General features: G+C 63.6%; 16 protein-coding genes and 1 pseudogene. 8 read left to right on the top strand and 9 right to left on the bottom strand.

What is annotated here, in order from left to right; translation table 11 throughout:
* Window positions 1-40: 40 nt before the first annotated feature.
* The 4 genes from B2S33_RS09675 to B2S33_RS09660 all read left to right on the top strand — a co-directional run bounded on the left by B2S33_RS09675 (window position 41) and on the right by B2S33_RS09660 (window position 4,267).
* Window positions 41-1,531: a YifB family Mg chelatase-like AAA ATPase gene (locus tag B2S33_RS09675; RefSeq protein WP_059183536.1), complete on the top strand. Its 1,491-nt coding sequence runs from the start codon at window positions 41-43 to the stop codon at window positions 1,529-1,531.
* A 122-nt stretch (window positions 1,532-1,653) separates the two neighbouring features.
* A complete protein-coding gene (locus tag B2S33_RS09670) occupies window positions 1,654-2,430 on the top strand; it encodes an alpha/beta fold hydrolase (protein ID WP_027913400.1) in 777 nt (258 codons plus the stop codon).
* The gene (locus B2S33_RS09665; protein WP_059183535.1) at window positions 2,430-3,227 is read left to right on the top strand and encodes an SDR family NAD(P)-dependent oxidoreductase; all 798 of its coding nucleotides are present in this window, start codon (window positions 2,430-2,432) and stop codon (window positions 3,225-3,227) included. The genes B2S33_RS09670 and B2S33_RS09665 overlap by 1 nt, the downstream gene beginning before the upstream one ends.
* Before the next feature lie 128 nt (window positions 3,228-3,355).
* Window positions 3,356-4,267: a LysR substrate-binding domain-containing protein gene (locus tag B2S33_RS09660; protein ID WP_110606350.1), complete on the top strand. Its 912-nt coding sequence runs from the start codon at window positions 3,356-3,358 to the stop codon at window positions 4,265-4,267.
* A gap of 207 nt (window positions 4,268-4,474) precedes the next feature.
* On the opposite strand, the gene B2S33_RS09655 is transcribed toward B2S33_RS09660, so the two are convergent.
* The 4 genes from B2S33_RS09655 to ycaC form a co-directional block, all read right to left on the bottom strand.
* The gene (locus B2S33_RS09655; protein ID WP_288650189.1) at window positions 4,475-6,316 is read right to left on the bottom strand and encodes an amidohydrolase; all 1,842 of its coding nucleotides are present in this window, start codon (window positions 6,314-6,316) and stop codon (window positions 4,475-4,477) included.
* A 71-nt stretch (window positions 6,317-6,387) separates the two neighbouring features.
* Window positions 6,388-7,206: an alpha/beta fold hydrolase gene (locus B2S33_RS09650; protein ID WP_027913397.1), complete on the bottom strand. Its 819-nt coding sequence runs from the start codon at window positions 7,204-7,206 to the stop codon at window positions 6,388-6,390.
* Between the two features lie 37 nt (window positions 7,207-7,243).
* Window positions 7,244-7,810, bottom strand: a complete 567-nt coding sequence (locus B2S33_RS09645; RefSeq protein ID WP_059183534.1) for an antibiotic biosynthesis monooxygenase — start codon at window positions 7,808-7,810, stop codon at window positions 7,244-7,246.
* A 113-nt stretch (window positions 7,811-7,923) separates the two neighbouring features.
* Window positions 7,924-8,553: an isochorismate family cysteine hydrolase YcaC gene (gene ycaC / locus B2S33_RS09640; protein WP_027913395.1), complete on the bottom strand. Its 630-nt coding sequence runs from the start codon at window positions 8,551-8,553 to the stop codon at window positions 7,924-7,926.
* 231 nt (window positions 8,554-8,784) lie between these two features.
* Here ycaC and B2S33_RS09635 point away from each other — a divergent pair, with 231 nt between their 5' ends.
* On the top strand, window positions 8,785-10,212 hold the full coding sequence (locus B2S33_RS09635) for a mechanosensitive ion channel family protein (RefSeq protein WP_027913394.1): 1,428 nt from the start codon (window positions 8,785-8,787) through the stop codon (window positions 10,210-10,212).
* Between the two features lie 29 nt (window positions 10,213-10,241).
* On the opposite strand, the gene B2S33_RS09630 is transcribed toward B2S33_RS09635, so the two are convergent.
* Together B2S33_RS09630 and B2S33_RS09625 are read right to left on the bottom strand one after the other, a co-directional pair.
* Window positions 10,242-11,528 carry an NAD(P)/FAD-dependent oxidoreductase gene (locus tag B2S33_RS09630; protein WP_027913393.1) on the bottom strand — a complete coding sequence of 429 codons (1,287 nt, stop codon included), beginning with the start codon at window positions 11,526-11,528 and terminating at the stop codon, window positions 10,242-10,244.
* 159 nt (window positions 11,529-11,687) lie between these two features.
* The gene (locus tag B2S33_RS09625; RefSeq protein WP_028686768.1) at window positions 11,688-13,178 is read right to left on the bottom strand and encodes an aldehyde dehydrogenase family protein; all 1,491 of its coding nucleotides are present in this window, start codon (window positions 13,176-13,178) and stop codon (window positions 11,688-11,690) included.
* 133 nt (window positions 13,179-13,311) lie between these two features.
* Here B2S33_RS09625 and B2S33_RS09620 point away from each other — a divergent pair, with 133 nt between their 5' ends.
* A complete protein-coding gene (locus B2S33_RS09620) occupies window positions 13,312-14,202 on the top strand; it encodes a LysR family transcriptional regulator (protein ID WP_049695297.1) in 891 nt (296 codons plus the stop codon).
* A gap of 136 nt (window positions 14,203-14,338) precedes the next feature.
* On the top strand, window positions 14,339-15,733 hold the full coding sequence (gene hglS, locus B2S33_RS09615) for a 2-oxoadipate dioxygenase/decarboxylase HglS (protein ID WP_288650188.1): 1,395 nt from the start codon (window positions 14,339-14,341) through the stop codon (window positions 15,731-15,733).
* A gap of 38 nt (window positions 15,734-15,771) precedes the next feature.
* On the opposite strand, the gene B2S33_RS21580 is transcribed toward hglS, so the two are convergent.
* The 3 genes and pseudogenes from B2S33_RS21580 to B2S33_RS09605 all read right to left on the bottom strand — a co-directional run bounded on the left by B2S33_RS21580 (window position 15,772) and on the right by B2S33_RS09605 (window position 18,752).
* Window positions 15,772-16,494: a methyl-accepting chemotaxis protein gene (locus B2S33_RS21580; RefSeq protein ID WP_414707710.1), complete on the bottom strand. Its 723-nt coding sequence runs from the start codon at window positions 16,492-16,494 to the stop codon at window positions 15,772-15,774.
* A gap of 132 nt (window positions 16,495-16,626) precedes the next feature.
* Window positions 16,627-17,670 (bottom strand): annotated as a pseudogene (locus B2S33_RS21575) (Cache 3/Cache 2 fusion domain-containing protein); the annotation flags it as partial.
* 155 nt (window positions 17,671-17,825) lie between these two features.
* On the bottom strand, window positions 17,826-18,752 hold the full coding sequence (locus tag B2S33_RS09605) for a LysR substrate-binding domain-containing protein (RefSeq protein ID WP_288650186.1): 927 nt from the start codon (window positions 18,750-18,752) through the stop codon (window positions 17,826-17,828).
* Window positions 18,753-18,905: 153 nt separating this feature from the next.
* Between B2S33_RS09605 and B2S33_RS09600 the strand changes: the two genes are divergently transcribed.
* Window positions 18,906-20,294: a NorM family multidrug efflux MATE transporter gene (locus B2S33_RS09600; RefSeq protein ID WP_027913387.1), complete on the top strand. Its 1,389-nt coding sequence runs from the start codon at window positions 18,906-18,908 to the stop codon at window positions 20,292-20,294.
* Window positions 20,295-20,322: the final 28 nt, after the last annotated feature.

Raw genomic sequence — 20,322 nt, 5'->3', positions numbered from 1 at the left:
CCATCCGCAGGAAGCGGTCTTGGCAGCGAATGGAGCGCCCATGTCTTTAGCCCTTGTTCACAGCCGCGCCCAGGTAGGCGTGCAGGCCCCGGCCGTCAGCGTTGAAACCCACCTGGCCAATGGCTTGCCTCATCTCACACTGGTCGGCTTGCCCGAAACCACGGTCAAGGAAAGCAAGGACCGCGTGCGCAGTGCCATCGTCAACAGTGGCCTGAACTACCCAGCCCGGCGCATCACGCAAAACCTCGCTCCGGCCGACCTGCCCAAGGACGGTGGCCGCTACGACCTGGCCATCGCCCTGGGCATCCTGGCGGCCGATGCCCAGGTGCCCGTGGCCACCCTGGCCGAGCTCGAATGCCTGGGCGAGCTGGCACTGTCGGGCGCGTTGCGGCCGGTACAGGGCGTCTTGCCCGCAGCGCTTGCCGCACGCCAGGCGGGGCGGGCACTGGTAGTGCCCCGTGAAAATGCCGAGGAAGCCAGCCTTGCCAGTGGCCTGGTGGTGTATGCCGTAGGCCATCTATTGGAGCTGGTGGCCCACCTGAACGGACAGGTACCGCTAGCTGCCTATGCCGCCAATGGCTTGCTCCTGAACCCTCGCCCCTACCCCGACCTGAGCGAGGTGCAGGGGCAACTGGCGGCCAAACGCGCGCTGCTACTGGCCGCTGCCGGGGCGCACAACCTGCTTTTCACCGGGCCGCCAGGTACTGGCAAAACCTTGTTGGCCAGCCGCCTGCCGGGCCTGCTGCCACCGCTGGATGAGCATGAAGCGCTGGAGGTCGCCGCCATCCAGTCGGTCAGCGGGCACACCCCGCTGAACAGCTGGCCACAACGGCCGTTTCGCCACCCTCATCATTCCGCCTCCGGACCTGCGCTGGTGGGTGGCGGAAGCCGGCCGCAGCCCGGGGAAATCACCTTGGCCCACCACGGGGTGCTGTTTCTGGACGAGTTGCCCGAATTCGAGCGCCGGGTACTGGAAGTGCTGCGTGAACCCCTGGAATCTGGCGAGATCGTAATCGCCAGGGCGCGGGATAAAGTGCGCTTTCCCGCCCGCTTTCAGCTCGTCGCTGCCATGAACCCCTGCCCTTGCGGCTACCTGGGCGACCCTACAGGGCGATGCCGCTGCAGCACCGAGCAGATATCCCGTTATCGCAACAAACTGTCAGGCCCGCTACTGGACCGGATCGACTTGCACCTGACCGTGGCGCGCGAGAGCACCACGCTCAACAACCAGCCTTGCGGGCAAAGCAGCGCCGACGTCGCCCTTCAGGTCGCGCACGCCCGGGAGGTGCAACAACGTCGGCAAGGGTGCGCCAATGCATTTCTCAACCTCGATGGCCTGCGCCAGCACTGTAGCTTGGCAGCACCTGATCAGGCTTGGTTGGAAGGCGCCTGTGAACGATTGACGTTGTCGCTGCGAGCAGCACACCGATTGCTCAAGGTCGCCAGAACACTGGCAGACCTCGAGGGATGCACGGCAATTGGCCGGGCGCACCTGGCTGAGGCCCTGCAGTACCGTCCCGGGAGTGGTTGAGGGGCGAACCCTGGTGCCCGCCCCCCCGGCAGAAACAAGGCTGTCCAGCGCCCTCAATGCCTGAATGAACTTCCCCAGCCGCTTCGCTTTCCATCTACAAAGCGAACGATTTCAGGTGCTCGATGCTCCCACACAGCCAGCAAGGCCGCGGTCCCGTTACCTTCGTGTTGATGCATTTTTTGGGTGGTTCGCACCGAACATGGTCCGCCACGGTCCCTTACCTGGACCGAGCGCATGCCTGCATCGCCCTGAACACACCCGGGTACGGCGATGCCAATGCCGTCACCGGCTATACCGTTGAAGAAATGGCCGATCAGGTCGATGCGAGCATCCGTGAGCTTGGGCTCAAGCACTGCATCCTCGTTGGCCACTCGATGACCGGCAAAGTCGCGGTCGTGCTGGCCGCTCGTCGCCCGGACTACCTTCGGGGCCTGATCCTGGTGGCCCCATCGCCTCCCGGCCCCCAGCCGATGAGCGATGAAGACCGCGACCAGCAACGGGCCTACACCGCCAGTCGGGAGCAAGCCGAAGCCTTCGTCGACGACTCGAGCTACCACAGGCTGCCCGATGCGCTGCGCGAAGTCGCCATCGCCGACGCCCAGGCCGTCAACCTTGACGCCTGGCGTGCCTGGGTCGATCACGGCAGTCGCGAGGACTGGAGCGATCGCATCGGCCTGCTGCCCTATCCGGCCCTGCTGATCTGCGGCGCCGATGACCAGCAGGTGCCCGACGCCCAAGAGCAGCGGCGCACCACCTTGTCGCACTTCCCCAACGGCACCTTGCTTACCCTGCCCGGTGCGGGCCACCTGATGCCTTACCAGACCCCTCAGGCATTGGCCGAGCCGATGCTTGATTTCGCAAGACCAATCGCTGCTGAACTTTCCCTGGGAGATCGTTGATGGATTTAGGTTTGAAAAACCGTGTGGCCCTGATCAGCGGCGCAGCTGGCGGCATTGGCCTGGCCACTGCCCACCTCCTCGCCGAGGAAGGTGTGAAGCTGGTGTTGACTGACATCGACCAGGACAAGCTCGAAGATGCCGTCAAGGCGTTGGGCGGTGACCCGTTGCTGATCGCGGCAGACATGACCAATCAGGACGAGGTGAACGGCCTGGTTCGGCAAGCCGAAGAGCGGTTTGGTCAGGTGGACATCGTGGTGCACACCGCGGGTGTAACAGGCGCCAAGGGTGACCCGCTGGAAATGAAGGATGAGGATTACCAGGAAGCCTGGGATACCGACTTCTTCACCGCCGTGCGCGTGGCGCGGGCCACCGTTCCGGCGATGCGCAAACGGGGCTGGGGGCGGTTGGTGTGCATCACCTCCGAGAATGCCGTGCAGCCTTACTGGGAAGAGGCGGTGTACAACGTCGCCAAGGCCGCACTGGCCGCGTTCATCAAGAACCTGTCCTACAAGGAAGCGGCGCATGGGGTGCTATGCAACACGGTATCGCCGGCATTTATTGAAACCAACATGACCGATGGCATGATGAAGCAGCGCGCCGAAGAGAAAGGCGTGAGCTTCGAGGAGGCCATCGAAAGCTTCCTGGAAGAGGAACGACCCGGCATCGTGCAGAAGCGCCGAGGCAAGCCTGAAGAGGTCGCGGCCGCGATCGCGCTGCTGGTTTCGGAGCGAGCTTCGTTCATCAATGGCAGCAACCTGCGGGTCGATGGCGGCTCGGTGCAAAGCGTCCAGAACTGAACCTGCACTGGCGCTCGGGCCAAGGCAAGCCCGGACGCGCTGCGACCCAAGCGCCAGATGCGGCATCCAGCTTCCAGGAACGTTAAACTGCGCAGGCCGCCTTTGGCGGGTTCTGTGGAGACGCATTCTTGGAAGACCTCAACTCGCTCTACTACTTCACGCAGGTGGTCGAGCACGGTGGCTTCGCCCCGGCGGGTCGGGCGCTGAACATGCCCAAGTCGAAACTCAGCCGACGCATTGCCGAGCTCGAAGAGCGTCTGGGCGTGCGCTTGCTGCAGCGCACCAGCCGCCACTTCGCACTGACCGAGATCGGCCAGGCTTATTACAACCGCTGCCTGGCCATGCGCGTCGAAGCCGAGGGTGCGGCCGAGATCATCGAGCGCAACCGCAGCGAACCACGAGGGCTGGTGCGCATCAGTTGCCCGACCACCCTGCTCAACGCTTGGGTCGGGCCGATGTTGACGCGCTACATGCTCAAGTACCCGCAGGTGGAGCTGTTCATCGAAAGCACCAACCGGCGCGTCGATCTCTTGCATGAAGGCTTCGACATTGCCCTGCGTGTTCGTTTTCCGCCGCTGGAAAACACGGACATGGTGATGAAGGTGCTGAGCGACAGCACCCAGTGCCTGGTAGGCCATCCCCACCACCTGGCGCAATTGCCCGACGGTTTCGATCCTCAGCTACTGGGCACGCTGCCCAGCCTGCATTGGGGCAGTGCCCAGCGGGAGTATCACTGGGAGCTGTCCCGAGACGGTGACAACAACCAGAGCATCGTCATACCGCACATGCCGCGCATGGTCACCGACGACCTGTTCGCCCTGCGCCATTTCGTAGTGGCGGGTATCGGCATTGCGCACCTGCCACGGGTGGCCGTGCGTGACGACCTGGCAGCGGGCCGCCTGGTGGAGTTGCTGCCAGGCTGGTACCCGCGCAGTGGCATCGTGCACGCGATCTTCCCCTCTCGACGCGGCTTGCTGCCCTCGGTGCGGGCATTGATCGATCACCTGGCGGACGAATTTGCGCTTTGCGACATGGCTTGAGGTTCGAGCCGGCAGCGTTCATGGCGAGCGCCCGAAGTGTCCCGCCGCTACAGTTTCAGGGGGAGTGGGCGGGGCTGGTGATGCGGCCCCTCGCGGTCGGTTCGCTGCCCCGGCAAGGCCGCTCTCACAGAGGTAAGCGGGTTGAGGCCTGCGCTGTACTTGCAGGCTGGCTGCGACGGGTTGCTGCACAGCCCTCAGCATCTCGGCCTAGAAGGCAAAGCACGAGCAACCCAGCGCGCCCCAGAACCCCTGGAAGTCATTGACCGGCACGCTGGAATGCCGGGCCTTTTCATGGCTGTGGGCATGGACACCGCACGGGCCCGAGCACTGGTGTGCCATGGCTGCCAGCGAGGGGGTGCCCACGCGCCAGTGGCCGGGCACCTTGGCGACCGGTGACCACTCAGGCAACACAGGCACCTGCGGTGGCCCCAGCTTGTCGAACTCGGCGGCGCCGTACACGACCTTGCCGTCTACCAGGGTGAGCACCGACTCGATACCCTTGATCGCCTCTTCCTCCACCGAGAAGAAATCCTGCGACAGCGCCGCCAGGTCGGCGAGCTGACCGACCTTGATCTGCCCCTTCTTGCCCTGCTCACTGGAAAACCAGGCACTGCCTTGGGTGAACAGCTGCAAGGCCGTGTCCCGGCTCAACCCTTCGGGATACAGTGCCATGCCGCCAACGGTCTTGCCGCTGACCAGCCAGTACAGCGAAGTCCACGGGTTGTAGCTGGACACGCGGGTCGCATCGGTGCCCGCCCCTACCGGCACCCCCATCTCCAGCATGCGCTGGATCGGTGGTGTCTGCTGCGCCGCTTGGGCGCCATAGCGGTCGACGAAATACTCGCCCTGGAAGGCCATGCGGTCCTGAATGGCAATGCCGCCACCCAGGGCGCGTACCCGCTCGATGTTACGGGGCGTGATGGTTTCGGCATGATCGAAGAACCACGGCAAGCCGTTGAACGGTACGTCGCGGTTGACCTTCTCGAACACGTCGAGCATGCGTGTGATCGACTCGTCATAGGTCGCATGCAGACGGAACGGCCAGCGTTGCTCGACCAAGTGCCGCACCACCGGCTCCAGTTCTTGCTCCATGGTCTGCGGCAGGTCCGGGCGCGGTTCCAGAAAGTCTTCGAAGTCAGCCGCCGAGAACACCAGCATTTCGCCCGCACCGTTGTGACGCAGGAAATCGGTGCCACTGTGCAGCTTGACGCTGGCAGTCCACTTGCGGAAATCGTCCAGCTCTTCCTTGGGCTTCTGGGTAAACAGGTTGTAGGCGATGCGCACCGTCAGTTGACCTTTGTCGGCCAGCTCCTGGATCACCGAATAATCGTCCGGGAAATTCTGGTAGCCGCCACCGGCATCGATGGCGCTGGTCAGCCCCAATCGGTTCAGTTCGCGCATGAACTGGCGCGTGGAGTTGACCTGGTATTCGAGTGGCAGCTTGGGGCCTTTTGCCAGCGTGGCGTAGAGAATCATGGCGTTCGGCCGCGCGATCAGCATGCCCGTGGGGTTGCCGAACGTGTCACGCTGGATTTCCCCGCCAGGCGGATTGGGCGTGGTCTTGTCATAGCCCACAGCCTTGAGCGCTGCACGATTGAGCAACGCCCGATCGTACAGGTGCAGCAGGAACACCGGGGTATCCGGGGCAGCCTGGTTGATTTCCTCGAGGGTGGGCATGCGCTTTTCGGCGAACTGGAACTCGTTCCAGCCACCCACCACCCTGACCCATTGCGGGGTCGGCGTACGTGCGGCTTGGTCCTTGAGCATGCGCAGGGCATCGGCCACCGACGGCACCCCTTCCCAGCGCAGCTCCAAGTTGTAGTTGAGGCCCCCGCGGATCAGGTGCAGGTGCGAGTCGTTGAGCCCGGGAATGACGGTGCGCCGGCGAAGGTCGACAATCTGAGTGGCCGTTCCTTTGTGGGCCATGGCCTCGGCATCGCTGCCCACGGCGATAAAACGGCCATCCTTGATGGCCACGGCGGTGGCGTTGGGGTTCTCGCGGTCGACGGTGTGCAGCTTGCCGTTGAACAGAATCAGATCGGCGTCCATAGGGCCTCCTTGGAATGGAGTTCATAGGTCAGGCGCAGCGGCGTCGTCGCGACGCCGCTTGCCTGTCTGGCTCAGCGCTGGAGAAACGCCAGCAGGTCTTCGTTCAGTTGTTGCGCATGGGTCACTGCGAACCCATGCGGCGCACCGGCATACACTTTCAACTCGGCGCCGGCGATCAACTGCGCGGCGCGCTTGCCGGTGGTTTCGAAGGGCACGACCTGGTCGGCGTCGCCGTGAATCACCAAGGTGGGCACGTCGACCTTGGCCAGGTCCTGCCGGAAATCGGTCTGCGAGAACGCCGTCACGCAGTCCAGCGTGGCCTTGAGCGAGGCCAGCAGCGCGATGTTCAAGGTCTGCGTCTGCACGCCCTGGGACACCTGCTGCCCCTGGTTCAGCCCGTAAAACGGGGCCGCGAAGTCGGCGATGAACTGGGCGCGGTCGGCCCGCAGCCCGGCCTCGATCCCTTCGAACACCGACAGGTCCACCCCGTCCGGATTGTCTGCGCGCTTGCCGAACACAGGCGTGACGGCCCCCAGCAGCACCAGCCCGGCCACCCGCCCGGTACCGTGGCGACCGATATAGCGGCTGACATCACCGCCCCCCATCGAAAAGCCCACCAGGGTGACCTCACGCAGGTCCAGGTGCTCGATCAATTGCGCGATGTCATCGGCGAAGGTGTCATAGTCGTAGCCGGTCCACGGCTGGCTCGACCGCCCAAAGCCACGGCGGTCAAAGGCGATGGTCCGGTAGCCGCGGCTGGCCAGGTACTCCATCTGCGTGTCCCACATGTCGGCATCCAGCGGCCAACCATGGCTGAACAGTACCGGCTTGCCAGTACCCCAGTCCTTGAAATAGATCGAAGTGCCATCACGCGTTTGGAACGTGCTCATATCGGTATCTCCTAGTGGTACGTGGAAAAAGGCTTGTTCAGCCGCGCAGCCAATGGGCGCAACGGCGGGTGACCCAGGGCATGATGTAGAACACCACAGGCAAGATGACGAACAGGTTACCGATCAGGGTGCCTCTGACCGGGCCAGCCAGTTGTGGCAAACGTTCGAATAACGGGGCCAGCAGGTGCGGCACCACCAACGTCATCGGGCAGATCACCAGGTACGTCAGCACCGCCTGTTTCCAACGCGGTGGTGGTACGGCGCGGGTGCCGGGTGGTGTGAACCAGAATTCCGGGTCCTCATGGACCTGAGGGCTGTCACCACCGTCGAGCAGCGGCAGCACGTCCCGGACCATCGCCTGGCGTTCTGCTGAGTTGACCCACGCCTGCAACAGGTCGGCGTTGGCGAACCGGACCACGGTGGTGAAGTGTAGACCGCCCTCATCGGGTCGAATGACATTGACGTCCAGGTGCCCCGCCTGGCGGCGGGCGGTGCCTACCGCATGCTTGAGCCACACTTCGTAGTCGTTCAGTGACGCGGCGCGGACCTTGTGCTGGATCACCAGGGTAACCACGTCGCGGTTGTCTTGGGCGGCGGTGTTCATCTGCATTCCTTGGGCTGAGCCTGCCCGCTTGCGCTGGGCAACAGTGGACGGGCTGAACGTTATCGAGGTGTGCGGCCCGGCGGGCACCGGCCGGGGTGCCCGCGGCGATGGGGTTACTTGCTGGCGTTGAAGGCGTTGTAGCTGGTCATCAGGTTGCGGTAGTCAGGGATATGGTTGGAGCACAGTGCGGCCAGGCCCTCCACGTCGTTGCGCCAGTCACGATGCAGTTCGCAGGCTACGCCGAACCAGGTCATCAACTGCGCGCCAGCACGGCTCATGCGGTCGTGGGCGGCATCGCGGGTCATGGCATTGAAGGTGCCGGACGCGTCGGTCACCACGAACACCTCGAATTCTTCCTCCAGGGCGGCCAGGGCCGGGAAGGCCACGCACACTTCGGTGACGACACCCGCGATGATCAGCTGCTTCTTGCCAGTGGCTTTCACCGCCTTGACGAAGTCTTCGTTGTCCCAGGCGTTGATCTGGCCAGGACGCGCAATGTAAGGCGCGTCCGGGAACAGGGCCTTGAGCTCTGGCACCAATGGGCCGTTGGGGCCTTGCTCGAAGCTGGTGGTCAGGATGGTCGGCAGGTTGAAGAACTTGGCCAGGTCCGCCAGGGCCAGCACATTGTTCTTGAAGGTGTCGGGCTCGATATCGCGCACCAGCGACAGCAACCCAGCCTGGTGATCGACCAGCAGAACGGCAGCGTCGTCTTTGTTCAGGCGGTTGTATTTGAATTGAGTCATGGCGGTAGCTCCAGTAGTCGTGATTTGCAGTAGGTGGGGTGTTTCGCGTTGATGGGAGATTAAAACCATCCAGTTTTCGGCGGTAGATAGCGTTTTTTGGCTTTAGCGTTCTATTTTGTGAACGATGGTTCAGCGCCCTGTAGGGCCGGTTCAATGCAACGCCATGCCCATTGCCTCCTGCGTGAACCTGCTCTATTACTACCGGCAGCCCTTCCCTGTCCCGAGACCATCATGCTGGCGTTCATCCAGTCCTCCCCACTGCTGCTCGGCACCACCTTGTTGTTGCTCGACTTGATCGTTTGGCAGCTGATCCCGGCACAGCGCCATGCCTGGCGAATAGCCGCGCGGCTGACCCTGTTCCTGCTCTTCAGCCTGGTGCTGGTGGCGGCAGGGATGAGCCCGCTACAGCCCGCGCCCTGGGCCGACGACGTTGCCCGTAACTTGTTGGCCACGGTGCTTGCCATCGCCTGGTGGCTGTTTGGCGCGCGCACCGTCACGGTGGTTTTCGGCCTGCTGTTGGTGGCGCGCGGCAGCCACGGCGGCCGGTTGCTGCAGGATGTGCTCGGGGCGTTGATCTTCATCGCCGCGGTGGTGGCGGCGGCCGGCTATGTACTGCAATTGCCCGTCAAAGGGCTGCTGGCCACATCGGGAGTGATGGCCATCGTCATCGGCCTGGCCTTGCAGAGCACCCTGGCGGACGTGTTCAGCGGCATCGTGCTCAACACCACGCGGCCCTATCAGATCGGTGACGCCGTTTCCATCGATGGCACGGAGGGCAAGGTGCTGGATATCGACTGGCGTGCCACGCGGCTGCTCACCAGCAGCGGTAGCCTGGCGGTCATCCCGAACTCCGTGGCTGCCAAGGCCCGCTTGCTCAACCATAGCCGTCCAACTGATGTGCATGGCGTGTCGATCAGCGTGGTCGTGCCTGCAAGCGTGCGCCCTGGCAAAGTGTTCGATGCGCTGGAAAAGGCGCTGCGCGGTACCCGTGCGCTCCTCCCTTCACCTGCCCCCAAGGTGGCCGTGAAAACCGCGACGCTCGATTCGGTGGAATACGAAGCCAGCGGTTTCATCGCCGATATGAGCGCCAAGAACGCTACGCGCAACCAGTTGTTCGACCTGGCCCATCGGCACCTGGAAGCGAACGGGGTCATCTGGAACCAGGACCTGGCGACGGCGCCGCGAAGCCGTCAACGGGAGGTGCTGGACGAAGTACGGGTGTTCCGCGCGCTGAGTGATGAAGAGCGCGACGCACTGAGCCAACACATGATCGCTGTTGAGTACCTGGCTGACACAACGATCCTGGAGGTGGGCAAGCAGTCCGAGCATGTGCTGGTCATAGGGCGAGGTGTCGTATCAGCGGCGGTGCTGGAAGATGGCAAGCGCCTGGAGGCCGGACGCATGGGCCCAGGTGAAGTACTGGGTATCGACGGGCTCGTCGATGAAGACGACTCGCTGGTGGAGTTCAGAACCTTGACCAGTTGCCTGCTGTATCGCATCGACAAGCAACGGGTCAAAGCGTATCTGCAGCAGCACGGCGATGTGCAGACCGCCTTGGGCAAACTGCAACGCGTCCGACGTCAGGGTCGCGATTCGCTGCTCTTGCACAAGCCTGCTTCCATCAAGAAAGGCGGTTTCCTGAGCTGGCTGCACAAATGAGGCGTCAGCTGCCGTTGGGGAGCGTTGCCTTACAGCACCACGCGCAGGCACTGGCCGGCGTGGTACAGCGAGAATCCGGACTCATAGAACGCCGTGCGCAGTGAGGTCGCGCTCACGCCTTTCATGGTCGAGAACGGTATGGGCAGGCTGGCGGCTTCCCCTTTGGACAGAAACTCGGCGAACGCCCGGCCAATGACGGTGCCAGTGGTATTGCCGCGCCCGTTGTAGCCGGTGACCGCCACCAACCCTGGGGCGGGTTCGAACAAACGCATCAGGTGGTCGGGCGTAAAGTCGATGCAGCCGGTCCAGTGCATGTCCCATTCGACCTTGCCAAGCGTCGGGTAGTAGTGACGCTGGATACGGTCGGCCCAGCTGCGCACGAACCACGCGGGTTTATTGTCGACCCGGCCCAGGCTACCGAGCAGCAAACGGCCCTGATCATCGCGACGGATACTGCTGAGCACGGTGCGGGTATCCCAGGAGCCTTGGCCGTGAGGGAGTACCTTGTCGGCCTGCGCGCCCTGCAATGGCTTGGAGGCGACCTGGTAGTAATAGCCTTTGAAGAACTGCTTTTGCAGGTTGCTCCAGTCCCCTTCGGTGTAGGCGCCAGTGGAGATCACCACCTTCTCGGCGCGAACCGAACCGCGTGCAGTCTGCACACGCCAGCTGTCACCTTCGCGCGTCAGGCCCTGGACTGCGGACTGCTGGAACAGCTTGCCACCCAGGCGCACCACGGCAGCTGCCAGGCCCTGGGTGTAGCCCATCGGGTTGATGGTGCCGGCGCGCCGGTCCAGCAGGGCGGCGGCGATCTTGTCGGTGCCGCAATATTCCTGGCACTGTGCGCCGGTCAGCAGTTCGACATCGGCACCGCGCCGTCGCCATTGCTCGTGGCGGGCCTGCAGATCGGCGATGCCGGTCGCGTTATGTGCCATGTGCAGGGTGCCCTGGTGCCGCGCCTGACAGTCGATGCCCAGGCGTTCGATCATGGCGAACACATCGGCCGGGGCCTGACCCAGCACCGTGTTCAACCGGCTGCCTTGTTTCTGACCCAGGGTGGCCTCGACATCATCCGGGCGAATCCAGGTACCGGCATTGACCAGACCGACATTACGGCCGGAGCCGCCGTGGCCCACTTTCCAGGCCTCCAGTACGATCACCGACTTGCCCTGCTCGAGCAGGTGAATGGCTGCTGACAATCCGGTAATGCCGCCGCCGATCACGCAGACATCGGCGTGGTACTCCCCCGCCACGGCCTGGACAGTCACGCTCGGCACGGTGACGCATTCCCACAAGCATTCTTGACGCAGTTCGGACATGGCCCGGCTCCCGCAATTTATTCTTGTTCGAGACCGCCGTGCGGCCTTTCGCAGCCAAGCCCGCATGCCCAGATAGCGGTGCAAGCACACCGATCCTGATGGCCGCGGGCTTGGTCGCCCACCAGGGGCCGTGCCCCTGGTTCTACACCATTACGCTGATCAGTCGAACACGATGCCTTGCGCCAGTGGCAACTCACGGGAGTAGTTCACGGTGTTGGTCTGACGGCGCATATAGCCTTTCCAGGCATCTGAACCGGACTCACGGCCACCACCGGTCTCCTTCTCACCCCCGAACGCCCCGCCGATTTCGGCACCGCTGGTGCCGATGTTGACGTTGGCGATACCGCAATCGCTACCAGCCGCGCTCTGGAAACGCTCAGCCTCGCGTAGATCGGTGGTAAAGATGCAGGACGACAAGCCCTGCGGGACTTCGTTGTTCAGCCGCAAGGCTTCGTCGAAGTCATCGTAAGCCAGTACATAGAGAATCGGCGCGAACGTTTCATGGCGCACCACCTCGCTTTGCCCAGGCATTTCGGCAATGGCAGGCGACACGTAATAAGCATTGGGATACTGGTCGGTCAACTGACGCTCGCCCCCGAACACTTGGCCCCCTTCGTCGCGAGCCTTGGCCAGGGCGCCTTGCATGGCATCGAATGAGGCCTTGTCGATCAGGGGCCCAACCAGGTTGTCCTTGCGCGGGTCGCCAATGCGCACCTTGCCGTAGGCGGCCTTGACCCGAGCCACCACTTCGTCCTTGATCGAACGGTGCACGATGAGGCGGCGCAGCGTGGTACAGCGTTGCCCGGCAGTGCCGACTGCCGAGAAGAGAATGCCCCGCACGGCCAGGTCCAGGTCGGCGCTGGGTGCAAGGATCATGGCATTGTTGCCGCCAAGTTCCAGGATGCTGCGCCCGAAACGTGCGGCTACACGCGGCCCGACTTCACGGCCCATGCGCGTGCTGCCGGTGGCACTCACCAGGGCCACGCGGGGGTCATCGACCAGGGCTTCGCCTGCTTCACGGCCACCGATGACCAGCTGCGCGAGACCTGCCGGCGCATCGCCGAAGGCTTTCAACGCCTTGTCGAACAACGCCTGGCACGCCAGGGCGGTCAATGGCGTTTTCTCGGAGGGCTTCCACACCACCGAGTTGCCGGCCACCAGGGCCAGGGCGGTGTTCCAGGACCAGACCGCCACCGGGAAGTTGAATGCGCTGATCACACCGACCACACCCAGCGGGTGCCAGCTTTCGCGCATGTGGTGACCCGGGCGTTCGGAGGCGATGGTCAGGCCGTACAACTGGCGTGACAGCCCCACTGCAAAGTCACAGATGTCGATCATTTCCTGCACTTCGCCCAGACCTTCCTGGGTGATCTTGCCTGCCTCGATCGAAACCAGTTCACCCAGGTCTGCCTTGTGCTCGCGCAGCACTTCGCCGAACAGGCGCACCAGCTCACCCCGGCGAGGGGCTGGCACGCTGCGCCATGCCTCGAAGGCCTGCTGAGCCTGCTCGATGCGCGCGGTAGTCTCGGCTTGACCGAGCAGTGTCACCGAAGCGATCTGGCTGCCGTCGATGGGCGTGTGTACAGCGTAATCGCCTTGCGTGTAAGCCTGGGCAGCAACCCCCAGGCGCTCGAGCAATCCAGCAACCATTGGTGTTCTCCTACATCGGTGGACAGGTTGGATATGATGTGGATCAGTATTAATCCGATCAGTTAAGCGCAACAAACGACCTTTATTCCGCATATCATTCCGTCAGGTAATGACTCGAGCCTTTGAGAACGCTATGTCAAAACGTCTGGTGCCTTCCATGACCGCCCTGCAGTGCTTCGAAGCTGCAGCCCGTCACTTGAGCTTCACCCGAGCCGCCGAAGAGCTGCACTTGACCCAGAGTGCGGTCAGCAAGCAGGTCGCGCAGCTTGAAGACCTGTTGCGTCACCATCTTTTCCTGCGCATTCGCCGACGTTTACAACTCACGCCAGCCGGCAGCCTCTATCTGGCCGAGGTGAACAAGATCCTCACGCAGGTCGATATGTCCAGCCGCTATGTGCTGACCTACGGGGAGCAGACCGAGATCCTGAAGGTCGCGACGCAGCCGAGCTTTGGTGTGCGGTGGCTGATCCCCCACCTCAAGGGCTTCGGCCGGCGGCACAGCAACATTCACTTGGACATCCGCAACGAAATGGAGCCCTTCTCGCTGTTGCAGGGCTCGGCCGACGTCGTGTTCTTCTACGGCCAGGGCACCTGGCCGGGGGCCAGCTGCATCGAGCTGTTCGGTGAAGAAGTGGTGCCGGTGTGCTCGCCAGAGTTACTGGCCGGCCGTGACCTGGCCAGTGCCGAGGCATTGACCGACCTGGTGTTGCTGCAAAGCACTTCACGGCCGGAAGCCTGGCACGAATGGTTCCTGGAGCAGGACCTGCAAAGCGTCAGCGCCTACCACGGCCCACGCTTTGACACCTTCTACATGGCACTGAGCGCTGCCCAGGCCGGCTGCGGGGTAGCGCTGGTGCCGCGCTACCTGGTCGCAAAGGAGTTGGCCGAAGGCAGCCTGGTCATGCCTTGGAACCATGCGATGCGCAGTGCCGGCGCGCACTACCTGGCGTACGCCGAACATGCCGCAGAAGTGCCCAAGGTGCGGGCGCTGGTGGATTGGATCGGTGAGCAGTTGCAGGCCTGATGCTCTAGACAGGCGTAGCGCCCTAGCCCGCCTACGTCGATCAAAAAAGGAATGACACACCTACTTTTTTTCGCTTGTAGACCGGGTGCATTCCCCGTTTTCATGTAAAGGTCAGCCATCAACCAGGAATCCAGCGATGCCCGCCCATGATTTCGTCAGCCCCGACAGCATCCGTGCGCAGTTTTCTGCCGCCATGTCACTCATGTACAAACAGGAAGTGCCGTTGTACGGCACGCTGCTTGCGCTGGTGAGCGAAATCAACCAGCAGGTGATGGCCGAGCAGCCAGAAGTGACGCAGGCGCTGCGCTGGACTGGGGAACTCGAACGGCTGGGCCATGAACGCCACGGGGCCATCCGAGTAGGTACGGCCCAGGAGCTGGCGACCATCGCGCGACTTTTTGCGGTCATGGGCATGCAGCCGGTGGGCTACTACGACCTCAGCAGTGCTGGGGTGCCGGTGCACTCCACCGCGTTCCGTGCCGTGCACGAGCAGTCGCTGCACGTCAGCCCGTTCCGCGTCTTCACCTCGCTGTTGCGCTTGGAGCTGATCGACAACCTGCAGTTGCGGGAAATGGCCAAGGATATCCTGGCCAAACGCCAGATCTTCACCCCTCGCGTACTCCATCTGATCGAGCAGCACGAACGCGATGGCGGCTTGAATGCCGCAGATGCTCAGGCTTTCGTAGAGCAAGCCCTGCAGACCTTCCGCTGGCACCACGACGCCACCGTCACCGCCGAGCAATACCAGCAGCTGCACGACCAGCACCGCCTGCTTGCCGATGTGGTCGCGTTCAGGGGTCCGCACATCAACCACCTGACTCCGCGCACCCTGGACATCGATGCCATCCAGCTCGGCATGCCAGCCAAGGGCATCACGCCCAAGGCCGTGGTCGAAGGCCCCCCTCCCCGCCGCCACCCAATCCTGCTGCGCCAGACCAGCTTCAAGGCCCTGCAGGAAAAGGTCGCATTCTGCGGTCAGCACGGTAGCGAAGGCAGCCACACCGCGCGCTTTGGGGAAATCGAGCAACGTGGCGCGGCGTTGACACCGAAGGGGCGCCAGCTCTATGACAAGCTGCTCGACACGACGCGTGTCGCATTGGGGGGTGCGCCCGTCGAGGCCAATGCCGCACGGTACATGGCGATACTCACCGACACCTTCGCCGCCTTCCCGGACGACCTGGCGCAGATGCGTGAACAGGGCCTGGCGTATTTTCGCTACTTCGCCACCGAGAAAGGCCTGGCCGCGCGCGATAAGCAAGGCAGGCCAACTACCCTGCAAGGGCTGGTCGACGCAGACCACGTGCATTTCGAGGCGCTGGTGTACGAGGATTTCTTGCCGGTAAGCGCCGCAGGGATCTTCCAGTCCAACCTGGGCGACGATGCCCAGGCCGAGTACGGCAGCAACGCCAACCGCGCGGCCTTCGAAGCGGCGCTGGGGCTGCAGGTGCAGGATGAACTGGCGCTGTATGCGCAAAGCGAGCGCCGCTCGCTGCAGGCCTGCGCCCAGGCATTGAACCTGGTATCGCTGTAAGGCGACAGAGTGAAGGGGCACGTGGGTGCCCCACCGTGTCAGCGGAAGCGGTCCACTTCCTGACGCAACTGCGCAGCCAATCCTTCCAGCTCCCGCGCTGTGAGTGCCAGCTCGTTGGCCACCTCGCGCTGCTCACCGTTGGCCTGGGCGATGCTCTGCAAATTGCGGCTCAGCACGGTCGCTGTGCTGCTCTGCTCCTGGGTCGCCGTACTGATCACGGCAAACTGCTCACCCGCCGCACGGCTTTGTTCGTCGATGCGGGCAAGTGCTTGCGCGACCTTGTCGTTACGCTCAAGGCCGTCCTGCATCAGCTGGTTACTCTGCTCCAGTGTGGTGATGGCGTGCCCGGTCTGCTGCTGGATGCTGTTGATCATGCCGGATATTTCATCGGTGGCCTGGCGGGTTCGCGCTGCCAGGCCACGCACCTCGTCAGCCACCACGGCAAAGCCACGCCCCTGCTCACCGGCACGGGCCGCTTCGATGGCAGCGTTCAAGGCCAACAGGTTGGTCTGCTCAGCGATAGCGGTGATGACGCTGATGATGCTGCCGATCTCTTGCGAACGTGCACCCAGGCTGTTCATGACCGTGGCGGTACCACCCAGGGCATCGGCGATCTGCTTGAGCGAGTGCGACGCTTCTTCCATGGCGCCGCGGCCCACGCGGGTCTGCTGGGCATTGTCGCGGGCCATGCGCTCGGTGCCAGCCATATTGTCCGCGATGTTCATGGACGTGGCGCTGAACTCTTCCACCGCGCCTGCCATGCTGGTGATTTCGCCCGATTGCTGGTCCATGCCCACACAGGCGCCAGCCGACAGGCCTGACAGCGAGCGGGCGCGGGTGCTAACTTGCTCGGAGGCACTGCGGATGTGCTCGACCATGTTTGAGAGCGCTTCACCCATCGTGTTGAAGCTGCGTGCCAACTGCCCGATTTCATCGTGGCTGGTCACGTTCAGCCGTGCGTTAAGGTCACCCGCTCCGAGCGCTTGGGCCTGCCGTACCAAGTCATCCAGCGGGCGCAGCTTGCGCCTGAGCAACCACAGCGTGGCAGCCACGGCCATGAGCATGGCCAGCACGCTGCCGACGGCAAGGCGCAGGCCCACGCTCCAGGTTACCTCGCGGATCTCCGCCAGGGGCATGCTCGCAACCACCGTCCAGGGCCCTTCGGCAAAGGGCGCCGTCGCACTGTACAGCGGCTGCTCGGCATTGGCCGGCGCCACCAGCCACTGGCCCTTTTCATCCTGCAGTGCCAATGAACCGGTCTGGCCAATGCGGAAGCGTTTGAGGTTGGCGAACTGAGCGTTCTGCGCATCGGTGTAATCGAAACCCACGAACAGCACCGCAATCACCCGGCCATTACCGTCGGTCATCGGCACGTAGCGCGTCATGTAGTTGCGGTCGAACAACACGGCACGGCCAACGTACAGCTGCCCGGCCAGTAACTTGGTGTAGGCGGGGTGCTGGCGGTCGAGCTGGGTACCGATGGCGCGGCTGCCGTCCTGTTTCTTCAGGTTGGTGCTGATGCGCACGAAATCGTCGCCACTGCGCACGAACACCGTGGCGATACCGGCCGTCATCTGCTGGAAGTCGTCCACCTGCTGGAAGTCATTGTTCAAGAGCTGATCGCCCAGGTACAGGGCCGGCGTTGCCTGCCCTGCGATCTGCACGGTCTGCCCTGCATGCACCGACAGCCCTGATGCGAAGCGTCGCTCGAACAAGCCGCTCAAGCGCTGGGTATTGTCCTTGAGCGAGCCGTGGAACGTGTCAAGCTGGTCAGCCAGCAAGCGCGCCTCACTGGCCAGGTGGGCCTGACGCGTGGCGAGGTTGGCATCGTCCAGTGAACGCAGGGCAAAAAGGGTACTGCCGGAAATCACCAGCGCCAGCACGATGGCGAGGGCGATACCGAGTTGCGAGGCAATCCGGGCACGCGGTTGAGGCATGAACAAGCTCCTGGCAAGAGGCCGGGATCATCCTGATCACGCTGACCGCCCGCTTTTATTTGACGGAAAGCGCGCCCTCTTCCGGGACGCTGGTGCCACTTGATCGGCGTTGGTGCTGAATACTTGAGTGTCGGACCGGGATATAGCGCTCGCAATCAAAGGGCTGGCAGGATCACCACCTCGGGTAGCGCCATGGCAGCCACCTCTGCTTGCAGGAAGGCACTGAGGCGGCGCAGCCGCTCGCCGCCCGGTCGGGTCCGCGGCCATACCAGGTAGTAGTCCAAGCCGCTGGGGACCGCCGTGGGCCATGGCAGGCTCATGCGCCCCTGCGCCACATCTTCGGCCACCATGATCAGGTCGCCAATCGAAACACCGTAGCCACGGGCCGCTGCAATCATGCCCAGTTCCAGCGTGTCGAACACCTGGCCGCCCTTGAGCGAAACCCTGCTACCCAGGCCCAGGCGTTCCAGCCACACTCGCCAGTCGCGCTTGTCCATTGTGGGGTGCAGCAGTTCGCTGCTCGCAAGGCGCGCCGCGCACCAAGGCCCGTCATCCAGCAGCCCTGGTGCGCCCACCGGCACCAGCAGTTCGGGGAACAGCTTGCGCACCTCCCACTCCGCCGGGAACACCCCATCGCCCAGCAGCACCGCGCAATCGAAAGGTTCCTGGTTGAAGTCCACATGGTCGACGTCCATCCAGGCACTGGTCAGTTGCACTTCATTGCCAGGCTGCAGCCGACGGAAGCGGCTTAGCCGGGCCAGCAACCAACGCATGGTCAGGGTGGACGGCGCCTTCATGCGCAGCATGTCGTCTTCACCGCGCAACGTGTCACAGGCACGCTCAAGCGCGGCAAAGCCTTCGCGCACACCCGGTAGCAGCACCCGCGCCGCTTCGGTCAGTTGCAGGCTGCGGCCACTGCGCGTGAACAGGCGGCAGGCAAAGTGATCCTCCAGCGTGCGAACGTGCCGGCTGACCGCGCTTTGGGTAATGGACAACGCTTCGCCAGCACGGGTGAATGAGTTCAACCTCGCCGCGGCTTCGAATGCACGCAGCGCATACAGGGGCGGCAGCTTGCGGGTCATGAGATTCCTTGTTCGGTGGAGAAGCGGCGACCTGCGCATCATATCGCCATGATTAAAACTCATGCCAATGATCGCATTTATCCTTTTGTTAAAAGCTGACCCAAGCCTCAGAATCGCCCTCGTCCGCCATTGTCTTTGCCAAGGATCACATCCATGCACGTCGCACCTACGCTCGAGCTCAAGGCATTACTGCGCTTGGCAGGCCCACTGATCGCCTCGCAGCTGGCGCACATGCTCATGGTACTGACCGACACCCTGATGATGGCACGCATCAGCCCGCAGGCCCTGGCCGGGGGCGGATTGGGCGCGGCGGGCTATTCGTTCGTGTCCATCTTCTGCCTGGGCGTCATCGCGGCGGTTGGCACCCTGGTAGCCTTCCGCAGGGGCGCCAATGACATCGAGGGCGCCACACGGCTGGCGCAAAGCGGTCTGTGGCTGGCCTGGGGCCTGGCCCTGTTCGCGGCGCTGGTGCTGTGGAACCTCGAACCTGTCCTGCTGCTCTTCGGGCAACAGCCTGACAACGTGGCCTCGGCGGCCGAGTTTCTCACCCTGCTGCCGCTGGCTTTGCCGGGCTACCTGACCTTCATGGCCTTGCGCGGCTTCACCAGCGCCCTGGGCCGCTCTACGCCGGTGATGGTCATCAGCCTGGTGGGTACCGTACTCAACTACTTGCTGAACGTTGCACTGATCGAGGGCATGTTCGGCCTGCCCAAGCTTGGCCTGATGGGCATCGGCCTGGTCACTGCGGTGGTCTCGATGGGCATGGCCATTGCCCTGGCGCTGTATATCCGCTGGCACCCGGCCTATGCGGCCTACCCACTGCGCAAAGGCCTGTCACGGCCATCGCTGCCAGCGTTGGGCGAGCTGTGGCGGCTGGGCCTGCCGATCGGCGGCACCTACATGGTGGAGGTAGGGCTGTTCGCCTTCGCGGCGCTGTGCATGGGCGTGCTGGGCAGTACCGAGTTGGGCGCGCACCAGATCGCCCTGCAGATCGTGTCGACCGCCTTCATGGTGCCCACTGGCCTGTCCTATGCCGTGACCATGCGCGTGGGCCATTACTACGGCGCGGGCAACTTGCTCGCAGCGCGCAGCGCAGGCCGGGTGGGTATCGGCTTCGGAGCCATGCTGATGTTCGCCTTCGCTGCCCTGTTCTGGTTGCTGCCAGACGCACTGGTAGGGCTGTTCATCGACCGGGCCGACCCGGCGTTTGCCGCCATCTTCCAACTGGCGGTCCAGCTGCTGATGGTCGCCGCCTGGTTCGAGCTCTTCGATGGCGTGCAGACCATCGCCATGGGCTCTATTCGCGGGCTGAAGGACGCCAAGACCACGTTCCTGATCGGGCTGGTGTGCTATTGGCTCATCGGGGCACCCAGCGCCTGGTTGTTCACCTTCGTCTTCGGCGGGGGCGCGGTGGGCGTCTGGTGGGGGCTGGCATTGGGGCTGGCGTGCGCCTCGGTGGCACTGACCTTCGGCTTCGAGTGGCGGATGCGGCGGTTGCTACGCCACGCCGGGACAAGCGCCGCAACGGCCACACCTGCCTGATGTCAACGACTTGATGTGGATTTGCGCA

Source organism: Pseudomonas sp. UBA5568, from assembly GCF_002425525.1.
Classification (GTDB): Bacteria; Pseudomonadota; Gammaproteobacteria; order Pseudomonadales; family Pseudomonadaceae; genus Aquipseudomonas; species Aquipseudomonas fulva.
This window is presented reverse-complemented; position numbering and strand designations above follow the sequence as displayed.